This window comes from Streptomyces sp. NPDC051664 (genome assembly GCF_044453545.1).
In the GTDB taxonomy this organism is placed as follows: domain Bacteria; phylum Actinomycetota; class Actinomycetes; order Streptomycetales; family Streptomycetaceae; genus Streptomyces.
On the sequence record NZ_JBITCU010000001.1, the window covers coordinates 335,525 to 352,456 of the forward strand.

Here is a 16,932-nt window from a genome sequence, read left to right on the forward strand (position 1 = left end):
ATCAGCCCTCGCCCAGGAGCTTGCCGTCCGAGGTCTCGAACTGCTGCTTGAAGGTGGCGATCGCGTCGGCGATCGACTGCAGCGTGTCGTCGGACATCTTGCCGCCCTCGGCGATGCTGGTCAGGAGGTCCTTGCGCTCACGGCGCAGGTACTCCAGCAGCTCGCTCTCGAAGCGACGGATGTCCTCGACCGGGACGTCGTCCATCTTGCCGGTGGTACCGGCCCAGACGGAGACGACCTGCTCCTCGACGGGCATCGGCTGGTACTGGGCCTGCTTCAGCAGCTCGACCATGCGCTTGCCGCGCTCCAGCGACGCCTTCGAGGCCGCGTCCAGGTCGGAACCGAAGGCGGCGAACGCCTCCAGCTCACGGAACTGGGCGAGGTCCACACGGAGACGGCCGGAGACCTGCTTCATGGCCTTGTGCTGGGCGGAGCCACCGACACGGGAGACCGAGATGCCGACGTTCAGAGCCGGACGCTGGCCGGCGTTGAACAGGTCGGACTCCAGGAAGCACTGACCGTCGGTGATGGAGATGACGTTGGTCGGGATGAACGCCGACACGTCGTTCGCCTTGGTCTCGACGATCGGGAGGCCCGTCATCGAACCGGCACCCATCTCGTCGGAGAGCTTCGCGCAGCGCTCCAGCAGACGCGAGTGGAGGTAGAAGACGTCGCCCGGGTAGGCCTCACGGCCCGGCGGACGGCGCAGCAGCAGCGACACGGCGCGGTAGGCGTCGGCCTGCTTCGAAAGGTCGTCGAAGATGATCAGGACGTGCTTGCCCTGGTACATCCAGTGCTGACCGATGGCCGAACCGGTGTACGGCGCAAGGTACTTGAAGCCGGCCGGGTCGGACGCCGGGGCGGCGACGATGGTCGTGTACTCGAGCGCGCCGGCCTCTTCGAGGGCACCGCGCACGGAGGCGATGGTGGAGCCCTTCTGACCGATGGCGACGTAGATGCAGCGCACCTGCTTGTTCACGTCGCCCGAGCGCCAGTTGTCGCGCTGGTTGATGATCGTGTCGACGGCCAGAGCGGTCTTACCGGTCTGACGGTCACCAATGATCAGCTGACGCTGGCCGCGGCCGATCGGCACCATGGCGTCGACGGCCTTGTAGCCGGTCTGCATCGGCTCGTGCACCGACTTACGGACCATGACGCCAGGGGCCTGCAGCTCGAGGGCGCGGCGGCTGTCGGTCGCGATCTCGCCGAGACCGTCGATCGGGTTGCCGAGCGGGTCGACGACGCGGCCGAGGTAACCCTCGCCGACGCCGACGGAGAGCACCTCACCGGTGCGCTGCACCGGCTGGCCCTCCTCGATTCCGCTGAACTCGCCGAGGACGATCGCACCGATCTCGCGCTCCTCGAGGTTGAGGGCGAGACCGAGGGTTCCGTCCTCGAACTTCAGCAGCTCGTTCGCCATGGCCGAGGGAAGGCCCTCGACCTTCGCGATGCCGTCGCCGGCAACGCTGACCGTACCGACCTCCTCGCGCGAGGCCGCGTCCGGCTTGTACGACTGGACAAAGTTCTCCAGCGCGTCCCGGATCTCCTCCGGCCGGATCGTGAGCTCCGCCATCTGGGTTCCCTGCTCTCCTTGTTGGGCCCGAAGTTTCTTAAGGGGGTCTGGGGGCCGACCCCCAGGAATCTTCTGCAATTTCTGCACGGCCCAACCGGGCCGCTGGTCTTGCTTGTTCTGTTGCTGCGCTGCGTCAGCCGGCCATGCGACGGGTCGCCTCGTCGAGGCGCTCCGCGATGGTGCCGTTGATCAACTCGTCACCGACCCGCACCGCGATCCCGCCGAGGACCGTCGGGTCCACATCGAGATTCAGGTGCATCGGCCGACCGTAGATCTTCGCCAGTGCGGCACCGAGGCGCTGCTTCTGCTGATCACTCAGCGGCACTGCCGACGTGACCACGGCGACCATGCGGTCCCGGCGCTCCGCGGCAAGCTTGGAGAGGGACTCGAGTCCCGCTTCCAGGCTACGTCCCCGGGGCTGGGTCACAAGCCGCACGATGAGGCGCTCGGTGACGGGCCGCGCCTTGCCGCCGAGCAGGCTGCGCAGCAGCTCGCCCTTGGCGGCGGTGGACGCGGACCGGTTGGTGAGCGCGGCGCGCAGCTCCTTGTCGGAAGCCACGATCCGGCCGAACCGGAACAGCTCGTCCTCGACGTCGTCGAGGTCTCCGCTGCGCTGGGCGGCGGTGAGGTCTGCGGTGTTCGCCAGCTCCTCGACCGAGTCGACCAGGTCACGCGACTGCGACCAGCGGGAGCGGACCATGCCGGAGATCAGGTCGACGGTCTCGCCGCCCACCTGACCGCGCAGCAGCCGTCCGGCCAGCTCCGCCTTGGCCTCACCGGCCTGCGACGGGTCGGTCAGGACCCGCCGCAGTGAGACCTCGCGCTGGAGCAGCGCCGTGACGGCGGCCAGCTCCTCGGCGAGCTTCGCCACGTCGACCGACGTGCTGTCGGTCAGCGCGTCGAGACGCTCACGTGCGGCAGCCAGTGCCTCGCGGCTCGCGCCGTTCATCGGACAGCCTCGGCCTTCGCCTCGAGCTCGTCGAGGAAACGGTCGACGGTGCCGCTCTGCCGGGCGTGGTCCTCGAGGGACTCGCCGACGAGCTTGCCGGCCAGGTCGGTGGCGAGCTTGCCCACGTCCTGACGCAGCGCGGCGGCCGCAGCCTTGCGGTCGGCCTCGATCTGGGCGTGGCCGGCAGCGATGATCTCCTCGCGCTGCCGCTGGCCTTCCGCCCGCATCTCCTGCAGGATCACGGCGCCCTGCTCCTGTGCCTCCTGGCGCAGGCGCGCGGCCTCGTGACGGGCCTCGGCGAGCTGAGCCTTGTACTGCTCAAGAACGCTCTGGGCCTCGGTCTGGGCCGCATCGGCCTTTTCGATACCGCCTTCGATGGCCTCGCGACGCTCGTCCAGAACCTTGTTGATGTTCGGGAGGAGCTTCTTGGCGAGGAATCCGAAGACGATCAGGAAGGCGATGAGGCCGATGACGAGCTCAGGGATCGGCGGGATGAGCGGGTTTTCCGCCTCTTCGGCCGCGAGCTGAACCAGGGGGTTCACATCAGTGCCTTTCGTCTCGGTTTACTGTCCGTCGGCCTGAAGATCAGGAACCGTAGACGAACGGCATGACCAGACCGATCAGGGCGAGCGCCTCACAGAAGGCGAAGCCGAGGATCTGGTTGGCGCGGATGAGGCCGGCAGCCTCGGGCTGGCGGGCGAGAGCCTGGGTGCCGTTACCGAAGATGATGCCGACGCCGACGCCGGGACCGATGGCGGCGAGGCCGTAACCGATGGAGCCGAGAGCCTTCAGGTCGCCGGTGACAGCGGCGAGGGTCTGGGACATGCCAGTCTTCCTTCTCTTTCAAGGACCGGTGGGGGTTGGCCACCGGACGAATAAGGGTCGGAGCGCGAGATGCTCAGTGGTGCTTGGCGAGCGCGCCCTGGATGAAGGTGCAAGTCAGGAGTACGAAGACGTACGCCTGAAGCGCCTGGACGAAGAGCTCGAACGCGGTCATCACGATGACCATCACGAACGAGACGCCGGCGTAAGCGATACCGATGCCGTTGAGCAGGTACCAGCTGGCGATCGTGAACAGCAGCAGGAGGGTGTGACCGGCGAACATGTTCGCGAAGAGTCGCACCGCGTGGGTGAAGGGGCGGACCAGCAGGTTCGAGAAGAACTCGATGAGCATGGCCAGCGGGAGCACCGCGCCGAGCGACTTGTCGTAGCCGGTGATGTTCTTGAAGCCGCCCACGAATCCGTGCCGCTTGAAGGTCAGGCTGACCCACAGGACGTACACGATCAGAGCCAGCACGATCGGGTACGCGATGATCGACGTCACCGGGAACTGCGCGACCGGGATGATCGACCAGAGGTTCATCATCCAGACGAAGAAGAACAGCGAGACAACGAGCGGGACGTACTTCTCGCCCTCACGCTTGCCGATCGTCTCGTAGACGATGCCGCGACGGATGAAGTCGTAGCCGCTCTCGGCAACCATCTGCAGCTTGCCCGGGACGACCTTCGGCTTACGGAAGGCGGCCCAGAAGAAACCGACGACGATGATCGAGCCGAGCAGGGCCAGCAGCATCGGCTTGTTGAAGTACAGGTTGCTGTCCGCGTCGCCCCAGAGGGGCTCGAACAGGAACGAGTGCAGGCCGGGTGCCGGGAAACCACAACCGTCGAAGATGTGGCAATCGGTCTCGAAGGCGAGCACCTGTGTCGGGTCAGCACTCACCGCGGGCTCCTTCAGCGTGGCGCATAGGTACGGCAACCTCGTTGTGTCGGCGCGGCGCGCAGCCGCGGTTCGGCACTGGACTGGTGTTACGGATGTGTGAGCGGCAGTCAGGCATTGAGCCTCGCGATCGAGCAGGCGTCAGCTCACATGCCCGCGCCCGCAGTGCCGCAGTTGGAACCGGACGATAGCAGGGTCCAGAACGTGCACTTATTCCGCCCCTACCTTTCACGTCTGCGAGCCCGTGTTTTTGGGCTTGTCGCCCTGGTGGGACTCGGGCTCGACGTAAAGGATCTTGGCCTTCATGTGCGCACGCGCCTGTGCGCCGATCCACACGAGAGTCGTCGCAACCAGCGTGATCGCGAAGGCCTTCGGGTTGAACAGCGTCGTGTTCTTGAATGCGGCAACAAAGATGAACAGCAGCAGAAGCTGGGCTGTATACAGCATCAGCCCCATCGCCTGGAACAAGTGGGGCAGGGACCTCGCGGTCCGTTGCAGGACCATGAGGCCGATCCCCATGAAGAGGATCACCACGATCGTCGCAACGACCGCGCCCAAGGCTCCCTTGCCACCGGCAACGCCACCGCTGATGGCGGCGGCAACAGCGCCGGCGACAGCGGTGGGTACGGCGGCTTGAAGGAGAGTCCGGACGTCGTTGGACGGCATGGCGGCAGCTCCGCTTGCAGGGGGTGGGCAGTGTGTCGTCATGGACGAGCGTAGGCCCGGTTCGAGTCGATGCCTCGGGCCCGATGGAGCGTCTCACTAGGCTCCTTCGGCTCCGTCACCGGGCTTAGTGAACGGTATCACAAACTATTTGATGAGGTCTTTACCAAGAAAGTGTGGTCGCTGTCACACATGAGAGTTAACCCGCGCGTGTGAGCAAGGCAACTCAACGCTTTGTCTGGTAATGCCCTTCGGTGCCCGAATCGTTAGCGGGCCGTATCGGCTTTGTGTCTCTCCGGGAGACGCGAACGGGGGCCGATCGCGGTCGCTCCGTTGACGCCGGAGACTCCCGCGACGACCGGGCGCCGCCCCTGGGGCTCGCCCGCATCCTGCCCCATCTGCGTTTCCCTGGGCTCCTGTTGGGTCCCGTACGCAGATGAGAGCCCCGCCCCCGGCTCCTCGCCATGGTGGCCCCGGCGGCGGTAACGAGGCGGCACGAAGCGCTCCGCCCAGCGCGGTGCGCGCGGAGTGAAGCGAGGCATCAGCAGCAGGACCAGGCCCACCGCGCTCAGCCCCACGATGACCAGCACGATCCACAGCGACGCCGAGTGCACGGAGTAGCCGACCGTCCCGAAGGCGATCAGGGCGGACCAGAAGTACATGATCAGCACGGCCCTGCTGTGCGAATGACCGATCTCCAGCAGCCGGTGGTGCAGATGGCCGCGGTCCGCCGCGAACGGCGACTGACCGTTCCAGGTACGCCGCACGATCGCCAGCACCAGGTCGGCGGCCGGGATCGCGATGATGGTCAGCGGCAGCAGCAGCGGGATGAAGACCGGCAGCATCGCGTGGGTCGCCTCGCGCTCACTGCCCGCGAAGAGCTTCATCGCGTCCGGGTCGACCTGGCCCGTGACGGAGATCGCGCCGGCCGCCAGCACGAGGCCGATCAGCATCGATCCGGAGTCGCCCATGAAGATCCGGGCGGGATGCATGTTGTGCGGCAGGAAACCGAGGCACATGCCCATCAGGATCGCGGTGAACAGCGTCGCGGGGGCGGCCGCCTCGATCATGTGCCCGTACCAGAGCCGGTACGTGTAGAGGAAGGACGCGGCGGAGGCGATGCACACCATGCCGGCCGCCAGGCCGTCCAGGCCGTCGACGAAGTTGACCGCGTTGATCGTGATGACGACCAGTGCGACGGTGAGCAGCGTGCCCTGCCACTGGGTGAGGGCGACCGTGCCGATGCCGGGGATCGGCAGCCAGAGGATCGTCAGACCCTGGATGACCATGACCGCGGCGGCGATCATCTGCCCGCCGAGCTTGATCAGTGCATCGATCTCGAACTTGTCGTCGAGGACGCCGATCAGCCAGATCAGGGCGGCGCCGGAGAGCAGCGCCCGCGGCTCGTTGGAGAGCTGGAAGACGCCGTCGAGGTTGTACAGATGGTCCGCGACGATCAGTCCGGCGCACAGCCCGCCGAACATGGCGATGCCACCGAGCCGCGGTGTCGGTTCCCGGTGCACGTCACGCGCACGGATCGCGGGCATCGCCCCGACCGCGATCGCGAACTTCCGCACCGGACCGGTCAGCAGATAGGTCACCGCGGCCGTGACACACAGTGTCAGCAAGTAATCACGCACGGGCTGCCCCACAGATATCGCCGGCCATCTCAGCCCACACCTTAACTACGTCGGCCTCATGGTTGAGGACAAGGAGGTACGGCTGATGGTTGCACGTGCCACGTCTACCCCGGATAGGGGGGATATTTCCCTGCCAGTTCCTTTACCTCCGCGCGGACGTCGCCTTCCTCACGTACGGCCGCCCCGAAGAGCACCGCGATCCGCGCCATGTCGGCGTCGCCCATTCCCTGGGTGGTGACGGCGGCGGTGCCGAGCCTGATGCCCCGGGCGTCCCCGTACGGCAGCGCGCAGGTGTCCAGCACCATGCCCGCAGCCGCGAGCCGCTCGCGGGCGATACGGCCGTCGACGCCGAGCGGCGCCGGGTCCGCGACGATCAGATGGGTGTCCGTGCCGCCGGTGGTCACCTCGAAGCCCTCGGCCTCCAGACCGGCCGCCAGCACCCGCGCATGGGCCACCACCTGGTGGGCGTACCCCGTGAACGCCGGTGTCGCCGCCTCCCCGAACGCCACCGCCTTGGCGGCGACCGTGTGCATCTGCGCCCCGCCCTGGGTGAAGGGGAAGACGGCCCGGTCGATCCGCTCGGCCAGCTCCGAGCCGCAAAGGATCATGCCGCCGCGCGGCCCGCGCAGCACCTTGTGCGTGGTGGCGCACACCACATCGGCATACGGGACGGGACTGGGCGCAGCTCCTCCGGCGATCAGCCCCATCGGATGCGCGGCATCGGCGATCAGATACGCGCCGACCTCGTCGGCGATCTCGCGGAACACCTCGTAGTCGGGGTGACGGGGGTACGAGATCGAGCCGCTGACGATCGCCTTGGGCCGGTGGGTGCGGGCCAGGGCGCGCACCTGCTCGTAGTCGATCAGACCGCTGTCGGAGTCGACCCCGTAGCCGATGAACTCGAACCAGCGGCCGGAGAAGTTGGCCGGCGAGCCATGGGTGAGGTGTCCGCCGTACGGGAGTCCCATCGCGAGGACCGTGTCGCCGGGGCGCAGCAGCGCCGCATACGCCGCGAGGACGGCCGAGGAGCCGGAGTGCGACTGGACGTTGGCGTGCTCGGCACCGAAGAGCGTGGTGGCCCGCTGGACGGCGATGAGTTCAGCGGCGTCGGCCATTTCGCAGCCGCCGTGGTGGCGGGCGCCGGGGTATCCCTCGGCGTACTTGTTGGCGAGCGGTGAGCCGAGGGCGGCAAGGACCGCGGGCGAGGTGAAGTTCTCGGCGGCGATCAGCTGCAGGGTGGTCGACTGCCGGTTCAGCTCCCCCAGCAGCACATCGGCGATCTCCGGGTCCTCCCGGATCAGGGCTGCGAAGCCCTGCGGCAGGGCGGTGACGTGGGCGGAGGAGGGTGCGGCGGGGGTGGTGACCGACATCTGACGGCTCCGGGCCTGGGGTGGGGGTGCGCTGGCGTCAGATCCAAGGTAGGTCAGTACCCGGCTCGCTGCCTGCTGCGCGCTGCCCCCGGACGCGTCAGTGCGGGGCCGGCACGCCCGTCAGCGCGGTGACCACCGGCTCGAGAGCCTGGTTGATCTCGTCGCCGACGGAGCGGAAGAACGTGATCGGGGCGCCATAGGGGTCGTACACCTCGTCGGCCTCGGCCGTGGGGGCCAGCAGCCAGCCGCGCAGCGCGGCTGCCGCGCGGACCAGCGCGCGGGCGCGTTCGACGACGCCCTCGTCACGCGGGTCGGGCAGCGTCGCGGGGTCTATGGCCCGGACCAGCCGGGTGAATTCCTTGAGCGTGAACGTCCTCAGGCCGGCCGAGTGACCCATCGAGATCACCTGGGCGCGGTGGTCACGGGTGGCGGTGAGGACGAGGTCGGCGCGGATCACGTGCTCGTCGAGCAGTTCGCGGCCGACGAAGCCGGTGGCGTCGGCGCCGAAGTCGGCCAGGACGATCTCGGCGTTGGCCTCCATGGGGGCGCCTTCATGCCCCCAGGTGCCGGCGCTCTCCACGATCAGGCCGCCGCTGAGCGGATCGCCGAGGCGGTCCACCAGGGCATGCCGGGTCAGCCGCTCGGTGATCGGCGAGCGGCAGACGTTGCCGGTGCTGACGTGGAGGATGCGGAAAGTGTCGGTCCGCCCCGCTATGCCACGCCCCTCAGGGGCGGTCAATTGGCCACCTCGAGGTCTGGTACCACCTTGCGGAGTTCCTCGACGGAGAGCGCACCGGCGCGCAGCAGTACCGGCACCTTCCCGGTGACGTCGACGATGGAGGACGGCACGATGCCGGGGGTCGGGCCGCCGTCGAGGTAGACGGAGACGGAGTCGCCGAGCATCTCCTGGGCGGCGTCGCAGTCCTCGGGAGCCGGGTGTCCGGTGAGGTTGGCGCTGGAGACGGCCATCGGACCGACCTCGGTGAGCAGCTCGATGGCGACCGGGTGCAGCGGCATCCGGATGGCGACGGTGCCGCGGGTGTCGCCGAGGTCCCACTGGAGCGACGGCTGGTGCTTCGCGACGAGCGTGAGGGCGCCGGGCCAGAAGGCGTCGACGAGCTCCCAGGCCTGCTCGGAGAAGTCCGTGACCAGGCCGTGCAGGGTGTTCGGGGAGCCGATCAGGACAGGGGTGGGCATATTGCGGCCGCGGCCCTTGGCGTCGAGCAGGTCGGCGACGCCCTCGGAGCTGAAGGCGTCCGCACCGATCCCGTAGACGGTGTCGGTGGGCAGCACGACCAGTTCGCCGCGGCGCACGGCGGACGCGGCTTCGCGCAGACCCGTCGTACGGTCGGTCGCGTCGTTGCAGTCGTATCGCCGTGCCATCAGCCGGCCTCCTCAAGCGTGTACGGGTACGGGTCGTGCGGGTGCGCGTGCGGGGCGCCGGTCACGGCATGGCCTTGCGGGCCGTGGCGAACCGGGGTCGCCTGTTCAGGTCGGGGTGGTCGGCCGCGTCGGCCCAGCCCCGCTCCTCGGTGAAGATCCACGGCACCTGACCGCCCTGGGTGTCGGCGTGCTCGATGACGACGAGACCGCCGGGCCGCAGCAGACGGTGTGCGGTGCGTTCGATGCCGCGGATGGTGTCGAGGCCGTCCTCGCCGGAGAAGAGCGCCATCTCCGGATCGTGGTCACGGGCCTCGGGTGCCACGTACTCCCACTCGGTGAGCGGGATGTACGGCGGGTTGGAGATGACCAGGTCGACCTGGCCGTCGAGCTCGGGAAGGGCCGTCAGAGCGTCTCCGCGGTGCACGGTGACCCTGGACCCCTCGGCGTTCTTCCGCGTCCAGGTGAGGGCCTCCTCGGACAGCTCCACGGCGTGCACGCGCGAGCGCGGCACCTCCTGGGCCATGGCGAGGGCGATGGCGCCCGATCCCGTACAGAGGTCGACGATCATCGGCTCGACGACGTCCATCGCACGGACGGCGTCTATCGCCCAGCCGACGACCGATTCGGTCTCCGGGCGGGGGACGAAGACACCGGGGCCGACCTGGAGCTCCAGGTAGCGGAAGAAGGCGCGACCGGTGATGTGCTGGAGCGGCTCGCGGGCCTCGCGGCGGGCGACGGCCTCCCAGTACCGGGCGTCGAAGTCCGCGTCCGGCACATTGTGCAGCTCGCCCCGCTTGACGCCGTGCACGAACGCGGCGAGCTCCTCCGCGTCGAATCGCGGTGAGGGTACACCGGCGTCGGCCAGCCGCTGGGTGGCCTGGGCCACCTCGGCGAGCAGCAGGTTCATCGCGGTTCTCCGTACGGTTTCACGGGCGGGGCGGGGCGTTGCTTATGCGGCGGCGAGCTTGGCAGCGGAGTCGGCGTCGACGCAGGCCTGGATGACTGCGTCCAGTTCACCGTCGAGCACCTGGTCCAAGTTGTACGCCTTGAATCCGACGCGGTGGTCCGAGATCCGGTTTTCCGGGAAGTTGTAGGTACGGATCTTCTCGGAACGGTCGACGGTACGCACCTGGCTGCGCCGGACGTCCGAGGCTTCCCGCTCGGCCGCCTCCTGAGCCGCGGCAAGCAGTCGCGACCGCAGGATACGCATCGCCTGCTCCTTGTTCTGGAGCTGGCTCTTCTCGTTCTGGCAGGAGGCGACGACACCGGTCGGCAGGTGCGTGATACGGACGGCGGAGTCCGTCGTGTTGACGGACTGGCCGCCGGGGCCCGAGGAGCGGTAGACGTCGATACGGAGATCGTTGGCGTGGATCTCGACGTCGACCTCCTCCGCCTCGGGCGTGACGAGCACACCGGCTGCCGACGTGTGGATACGGCCCTGGGACTCGGTGGACGGCACCCGCTGCACGCGGTGCACGCCGCCCTCGTACTTCATCCGGGCCCACACACCCTGGCCGGGCTCGGTGGCGCCGTTGCCGCCCTTGGTCTTCACGGCGACCTGGACGTCCTTGTACCCGCCGAGTTCGGACTCGGTGGAGTCGATGATCTCGGTCTTCCAGCCGACGCGCTCGGCGTACCGCAGATACATGCGCAGCAGATCGCCGGCGAACAGGGCGGACTCGTCGCCGCCCGCGCCCGCCTTGATCTCCAGGAGCACGTCCTTGTCGTCACTGGGGTCGCGCGGGACCAGGAGGAGGCGAAGCTTCTCGGTGAGCTCCTCGCGCTGCTTCTCCAGGTCCTTCACCTCGGCGGCGAAGTCGGGGTCCTCCGCCGCGAGCTCGCGGGCGGTCTCGATGTCGTCCCCGGTCTGCTTCCAGGAGAGGTACGTACCGACGATCGGGGTCAGCTCGGCGTAGCGCTTGTTGAGCTTGCGCGCGTTGGCCTGGTCGGCGTGGACCGCGGGATCCGCGAGCTTCTTCTCAAGATCGGCCTGTTCGCCGATCAGTTCCTCGACCGCCTCGAACATCGGGGGCTCCTGGGTGTGGGGTATCCCCTGCTCATCAAGAGCTCGGGAAAGTGACTTCGACGTGCCTGCTGTACGGCGGGGTGCTGTCCGGACGGGGGTGCGGGGACGGGCCCGTACCCCCCGACCGGAAAAAACGCCGGTCTCGGCGCCCCCGGGAAGAGGGCGCCGAGAACCGGCGCAAGGGCTCGCTACTTGCTGGCGGAGCCTGCAGCCTTGCCGAAGCGGGCCTCGAAGCGGGCCACACGGCCACCGGTGTCGAGGATCTTCTGCTTGCCCGTGTAGAACGGGTGGCACTCGGAGCAGACGTCGGCACGGATGGCGCCGCCGTCGATGGTGGACCGCGTGCTGAACGACGCGCCACAGGTGCAGCTGACCTGCGTCTCGACGTACTCGGGGTGGATGTCGCGCTTCAAGGGTGTCTCCTAGGTTCGGGAGGGCGCCGGGTCGTACGCGCGGATTTGCGCATCCGTGAACCGGGGCCGACGCACCAGTCTGCCAGGACCGGCCGTATCTCCCAAAACCGGGAGCGGGCCGCAACTATTCCCGAGCGTTCCGGAACGTTCCGCGCACTCCGGGTCACCGGACCGTGATGGTCCTACCGGACGACCTGACCCGCACCGCCCTTGTCGCCGGCCGACTTCTCGATGGCGGAGGCGGGGATCGGCTTGTCCTGCTTGAGGGCGGTCCACACCTGCTGTGCGGACTTCTCCAGCGGTACGACGCGGTTCGGGTCGGCCGGGTCGTACTGCACGGGCAGCGTGACCATGTGGACGTTCCTCGAGCCGAGCCCCTTGAGGCCGTTGGCGAAGCCCGTGAGCTCCTTGACCGAACCCAGGTCGGAGTCGGTGGTGATGGCCTTGGTCGCCGTGTCCGCGAGGCCGAACAGCGTCTTCGGGTCGGAGAACACCCCCACGGTCTTCGCCTGTTCCATCAGTGCCTTGATGAAGGCCTGCTGGAGCTGGATACGGCCGAGGTCGCTGCCGTCACCGACGCTCTTGCGGGTGCGGACCAGGCCGAGTGACTGCTCTCCGTCGAGGGTGTGGGTGCCGGGCGTCAGATTCAGATGGCTCTTGGAGTCGTTGATCGCCTGTGTGGTGGTGATCTTGACGCCGCCCAGCTGGTCGATGAGCTTCTTGAAGCCGGTGAAGTCGACTTCGAGGTAGTGGTCCATGCGAATACCGGACATCGCCTCGACGGTCTTGACCGCGCAGGCCGGTCCGCCGACCTCGTACGCCGTGTTGAACATCGCGCGCTGCTCGCCCGGCACGGTCGCGCCGCTGGTGTCGCTCGTACAGTCGGGGCGGGTGACGAGGGTGTCGCGCGGAATGGAGACGACGCTCGCGGTCCTGTGGCCCTGATTGAGGTGCACGACCATCGCGGTGTCCGAGCGGGCGGCGCCTTCGTCCCTGCCGTACTCGGAGTTCGCGCCGGAGCGGGAGTCGGAGCCGAGGACGAGGATGTCCTGCGAGCCGTTGTCGACATCGGCCGGGCGGTTCTTGCCGAGCGCGGCGTTGATGTCGACGGCCTTGAGGTTTCCGTTGAGCTTGAAGTACGCGTACCCCAGACCCGTGCCACCCACCACGACCACACCGGCCACGGTCCAGGCGGCTATGACCCACGCCCTGCGGCGGCGGGCAGGCTCCTTCCGGCGCTTGCCGGTGCCGCGTATTCGGCCGTTGCTCCCGCTCTGCCCGGTCATCCGTCTCCTCGATCCTCACCTGCCCCCGGCTACCCCCTGCAGTGGTGTTCGGGCACTGGTTCTGTCGCTTTGTCGCTATGAGTACGACGTGGTGGCTCGAAAAAGGGTTGCACAGCACCCTGTCGCGACCGGGTGAGGACGGAAGCCGCGCACGACGGCGGGGAACGGCCGGTGATTCCGCGCTCACCTGCGGTTTCTTGCCTGTTACAGGCATCGCCGGGGCCGCCGGCGGAATCGTCGCCGTGTGGCGAAGGTCTCGGATCGGGCGGATCTGCCGAAAGGCCGGAAATCGATGCACCGGAACAGGGCCGCCCCCGTCACCGAGGTGACGGGGGCGGCCCTGTGACGACTGCCTGAGCGGTACGACGTCAGTCGTTGCCGTTGCCCGGAGCGGGCGTCGTCTTCTGGATCTGGAGCAGGAACTCCGCGTTGGACTGGGTCTTCTTCATCCGGTCCAGGAGCAACTCGATCGCCTGCTGCTGGTCGAGTGCGTGCAGCACCCGGCGCAGCTTCCAGACAATCGCCAACTCGTCGCTGCCGAGCAGGATTTCTTCCTTACGGGTGCTGGACGCGTCGACGTCCACCGCCGGGAAGATGCGCTTGTCCGAGAGCTTCCGGTCGAGCTTGAGCTCCATGTTGCCGGTGCCCTTGAACTCCTCGAAGATCACCTCGTCCATGCGCGAGCCGGTCTCGACGAGCGCGGTGGCCAGGATGGTCAGCGAGCCGCCGTCCTCGATGTTGCGCGCGGCACCGAAGAAGCGCTTCGGCGGGTACAGCGCGGTCGAGTCGACACCACCGGACAGGATGCGACCGGATGCCGGGGCCGCGAGGTTGTACGCGCGGCCGAGGCGGGTGATCGAGTCCAGCAGGACGACCACGTCGTGACCCAGCTCGACGAGACGCTTGGCGCGCTCGATGGCCAGTTCGGCGACGGTGGTGTGGTCCTCGGCGGGACGGTCGAAGGTCGAGGAGATGACCTCGCCCTTCACCGACCGCTGCATGTCGGTGACCTCTTCCGGACGCTCGTCGACCAGGACGACCATCAGGTGGCACTCGGGGCTGTTGACGGTGATCGCGTTGGCGATCGCCTGCAGGATCATGGTCTTGCCGGTCTTCGGCGGGGCCACGATCAGACCACGCTGGCCCTTGCCGATCGGTGCGACCAGGTCGATGATCCGCGTGGTCAGGACGTTGGAGTCGGTCTCCAGACGGAGCCGGTCCTGCGGGTACAGCGGGGTCAGCTTCTGGAACTCCGGGCGGCCGCGGCCGCTCTCCGGGGCCATGCCGTTGACCGAGTCGAGGCGGACCAGCGCGTTGAACTTCTCGCGGCGCTCGCCGTCCTTGGGCTGGCGCACCGCACCGGTGACGTGGTCACCCTTGCGCAGGCCGTTCTTGCGGACCTGGGCGAGCGAGACGTACACGTCGTTCGGGCCCGGCAGGTAGCCGGAGGTCCGGATGAACGCGTAGTTGTCCAGGATGTCCAGGATGCCCGCGACGGGGATCAGGACGTCGTCGTCGGAGACCGGCGGCGCGTCGCTCGCGAAGTCGTCGCGGCCACGACGGCCACGGCGGTCGCGGTAGCGGCCACGGCGACCGCGACGGCCGCCTGCCTCGTCGTCGTAACCGTCGTCCTGCGGTCCGCCGCCACCCTGCTGGCCCTGACCCTGGCCTTGGGCCTGACCCTGGCCTTGGGCCTGACCCTGACCCTGGCCCTGGCGCTGCTGGCGCTGGCCGCCCTGCTGGCCCTGGCCACCGCCCTGCTCGTCGCCCTTGCCGCGGCGGTCGCGCTGACGGTCACGGCGGTCGCCGCGGTCGCCACGCTCACCGCGGTCGCCACGCTGACCGCGGTCGCCACGGCGGCCTTCGGCGGTGTCCACGGCGGCTTCGGCCTTCGCCTCGGCGCGGTCGTCGCCCTTCGGCTCGGCCTGCGTCTCCACCTTGGCCTCGGCCTTGGGCTCCGCCTTGACGTCCGGGCTGCCCGCCTGCGCGGTCGCACGGCGCCGACGACGCTCACCCGTGGGCTGGTCGTCGCTGGCCGGCTGCCCGGGGATGTCGATCTGCTGCTGGGCCGTGGCCTTCTCGGCGGGCTCGGCGGCGGACTCGTCCCCCGTGCGCGCCTTGGAGGTGGCGCGGCGCTTCGGCTTGGTCTCGGCGTCCGCGGCGTGGGGCGCTGCGGCAGCCTTGGGCGCAGCGCTGCCGCCCTGCGCCTCCTTGATGACCTCGATCAGCTGGCTCTTGCGCATCCGCGCAGTGCCCTTGATGCCGAGGCCGGACGCGACCTGCTGCAGCTCGGCCAGGACCATGCCATCGAGGCCGGTGCCGGAGCGGCGGCGCCGTGCGGTGGTGCCAGTGGCAGCACCTTCGGCGGGCGCGGAGCTGTCGACGGTCTTGTCGGCAGTCACGCCCATCAGATCGGTGGTGTCGCTCACGAAGGGTCCTTCCCTGGAGCGGACGTCGGCCTTCTGGCTCGGCGACCGGTTGTGCTGTCCGACTGCGGTCTTTGGATCTTGCGGACCGTGCCGGGGCGGTGGTCCGCCGGGTACGGCGGAGAGATGAATGTGCAAGGGTCCGACGCGAGCATCCCCCTGCTCGGCCCACTCCTGGACAAGCGAGGGGTGTCGTGCCGGTTCCGGAGCGTGCTCGAAACTGCTCAGGCAGGCTGCTCAGGCAGTTGGGGAGGCTCTCGGAAGAAATGGTGGCCCCGGAAAGGGACACGAAGCAACGCGCCACATAGACGTCGATTGCAGACTTGAGGTTAACACTACCGGCTCCAACAAACATTCCCCCTCTCACTCACCGGCAATCACTTCTCACTACGGGGCGAGCGGCAGCACACTCGCGCCCGAGGCGTCGAGAGTGAGCCGGTTGGCCGCCCATCCCTCACCCGCCAGCCGTGCGACCTTGTCGGCCGCACCGTCCTCGGCCAGCGCGAGCACGGTCGGCCCGGCACCGGAGATGACTGCAGGGACGCCGTCGGCGCGCAGTCGGTTCACAAGTTCCACGCTCTCGGCCATTGCGGGGGCGCGGTATTCCTGGTGCAGCCGGTCCTCGGTCGCGGCGAGCAGCAGTTCGGGGCGCCGAGTCATGGCCTCGACGAGGAGGGCCGCGCGGCCGGCGTTGAACGCGGCGTCGACGTGCGGGACGGTGCGGGGCAGCAGTCCGCGGGCGGTCTCGGTGAGCACCGGCTTGCCGGGGACGAAAACCACCGGAACGATGGAATCTGAGGGATCCATCCTGATCGCGCGAGCGGACCCGCCGTCCATCCAGGCCAGCGTGAAGCCGCCGAGCAAGCATGCCGCGACATTGTCGGGGTGGCCCTCGATCTCGGTGGCGAGCTCCAGCAGCGCCGCGTCGTCGAGCCGGGCATCGCCACCGGTCGTCACAGCGCGGGCCGCGACGATACCGGCGCAGATGGCCGCGGAGGAGGAGCCGAGACCACGCCCGTGCGGGATGCGGTTGGCGCAGACGATCTCGAGACCGCGGGGCTGTCCGCCGAGCAGGTCGAAGGCCGTACGCAGGGAGCGCACGAGGAGGTGGCTCTCGTCGCGGGGCAGGGTGTCGGCACCCTCGCCGGCGATGTCGATGTGCAGACCGGAGTCGGCGACGCGGACGACGACGTCGTCGTACAGCCCCAGCGACAGGCCGAGGGCGTCAAAACCCGGGCCCAGGTTGGCGCTGGTAGCGGGGACGCGCACCCGGACGGCGGCGGCTCGGAAAGCGGGACCGGCCATCGCTTCGACGACTCTCCTTGTGAGGCAGTGGGGATTGTTGCGGCGGGGATTGTGGTGGTGGATTTTTCGTAAGCCTGTGGAGAACCCGACGGCCACGAAGGCGACACCGCGGCAATTGCGGCGGGGCGGGTTGACTACAGCTTATCGAAGGAAGGTTCTGTCGCGACATAGGGCGCACAGG

General features: G+C 68.5%; 16 protein-coding genes. All 16 read right to left on the bottom strand.

Features of this window, described 5'->3' with window-relative positions:
- Nucleotide 1: 1 nt before the first annotated feature.
- Nucleotides 2-1,573, bottom strand: coding sequence for a F0F1 ATP synthase subunit alpha (gene atpA / locus ACIA8E_RS01495; protein ID WP_399293051.1), 1,572 nt, complete (start codon nt 1,571-1,573; stop codon nt 2-4).
- 133 nt (nt 1,574-1,706) lie between these two features.
- Entirely contained in the window at nt 1,707-2,522 is an 816-nt protein-coding gene (locus ACIA8E_RS01500) for a F0F1 ATP synthase subunit delta (protein ID WP_030971533.1), read from the bottom strand.
- Nucleotides 2,519-3,064 (bottom strand): F0F1 ATP synthase subunit B, encoded by a 546-nt coding sequence (locus ACIA8E_RS01505; RefSeq protein ID WP_313939220.1) that lies wholly within the window; start codon nt 3,062-3,064, stop codon nt 2,519-2,521. Before ACIA8E_RS01505 ends, ACIA8E_RS01500 begins: the two co-directional genes overlap by 4 nt.
- A 43-nt stretch (nt 3,065-3,107) precedes the next feature.
- Nucleotides 3,108-3,347 carry an ATP synthase subunit C gene (locus ACIA8E_RS01510; RefSeq protein ID WP_005311859.1) on the bottom strand — a complete coding sequence of 80 codons (240 nt, stop codon included), beginning with the start codon at nt 3,345-3,347 and terminating at the stop codon, nt 3,108-3,110.
- Between the two features lie 73 nt (nt 3,348-3,420).
- Nucleotides 3,421-4,257 (bottom strand): F0F1 ATP synthase subunit A, encoded by an 837-nt coding sequence (gene atpB / locus ACIA8E_RS01515; RefSeq protein ID WP_399293776.1) that lies wholly within the window; start codon nt 4,255-4,257, stop codon nt 3,421-3,423.
- Between the two features lie 210 nt (nt 4,258-4,467).
- Nucleotides 4,468-4,905, bottom strand: coding sequence for a hypothetical protein (locus ACIA8E_RS01520; RefSeq protein WP_030971539.1), 438 nt, complete (start codon nt 4,903-4,905; stop codon nt 4,468-4,470).
- A 263-nt stretch (nt 4,906-5,168) separates the two neighbouring features.
- The gene (locus tag ACIA8E_RS01525; RefSeq protein WP_399293054.1) at nt 5,169-6,554 is read right to left on the bottom strand and encodes an MraY family glycosyltransferase; all 1,386 of its coding nucleotides are present in this window, start codon (nt 6,552-6,554) and stop codon (nt 5,169-5,171) included.
- Nucleotides 6,555-6,646: 92 nt separating this feature from the next.
- Complete coding sequence (gene glyA / locus ACIA8E_RS01530; RefSeq protein WP_399293056.1) at nt 6,647-7,912, bottom strand: serine hydroxymethyltransferase; 1,266 nt, start codon at nt 7,910-7,912, stop codon at nt 6,647-6,649.
- A gap of 97 nt (nt 7,913-8,009) precedes the next feature.
- Entirely contained in the window at nt 8,010-8,651 is a 642-nt protein-coding gene (locus tag ACIA8E_RS01535) for a low molecular weight phosphatase family protein (RefSeq protein ID WP_030915954.1), read from the bottom strand.
- Nucleotides 8,648-9,295 (bottom strand): L-threonylcarbamoyladenylate synthase, encoded by a 648-nt coding sequence (locus ACIA8E_RS01540; protein ID WP_114246670.1) that lies wholly within the window; start codon nt 9,293-9,295, stop codon nt 8,648-8,650. The genes ACIA8E_RS01535 and ACIA8E_RS01540 overlap by 4 nt, the downstream gene beginning before the upstream one ends.
- Before the next feature lie 61 nt (nt 9,296-9,356).
- Complete coding sequence (prmC, locus tag ACIA8E_RS01545) at nt 9,357-10,202, bottom strand: peptide chain release factor N(5)-glutamine methyltransferase (protein WP_352301373.1); 846 nt, start codon at nt 10,200-10,202, stop codon at nt 9,357-9,359.
- A 42-nt stretch (nt 10,203-10,244) separates the two neighbouring features.
- On the bottom strand, nt 10,245-11,321 hold the full coding sequence (prfA, locus tag ACIA8E_RS01550) for a peptide chain release factor 1 (RefSeq protein WP_399293059.1): 1,077 nt from the start codon (nt 11,319-11,321) through the stop codon (nt 10,245-10,247).
- 188 nt (nt 11,322-11,509) lie between these two features.
- Nucleotides 11,510-11,734, bottom strand: coding sequence for a 50S ribosomal protein L31 (rpmE, locus tag ACIA8E_RS01555; RefSeq protein ID WP_399293061.1), 225 nt, complete (start codon nt 11,732-11,734; stop codon nt 11,510-11,512).
- A 182-nt stretch (nt 11,735-11,916) separates the two neighbouring features.
- On the bottom strand, nt 11,917-13,020 hold the full coding sequence (locus ACIA8E_RS01560; RefSeq protein ID WP_399293063.1) for an LCP family protein: 1,104 nt from the start codon (nt 13,018-13,020) through the stop codon (nt 11,917-11,919).
- A 368-nt stretch (nt 13,021-13,388) separates the two neighbouring features.
- Nucleotides 13,389-15,449 (bottom strand): transcription termination factor Rho, encoded by a 2,061-nt coding sequence (rho, locus tag ACIA8E_RS01565; RefSeq protein WP_399293065.1) that lies wholly within the window; start codon nt 15,447-15,449, stop codon nt 13,389-13,391.
- 384 nt (nt 15,450-15,833) lie between these two features.
- Entirely contained in the window at nt 15,834-16,751 is a 918-nt protein-coding gene (gene thrB / locus ACIA8E_RS01570) for a homoserine kinase (RefSeq protein ID WP_326605784.1), read from the bottom strand.
- Between the last annotated feature and the right edge of the window lie 181 nt (nt 16,752-16,932).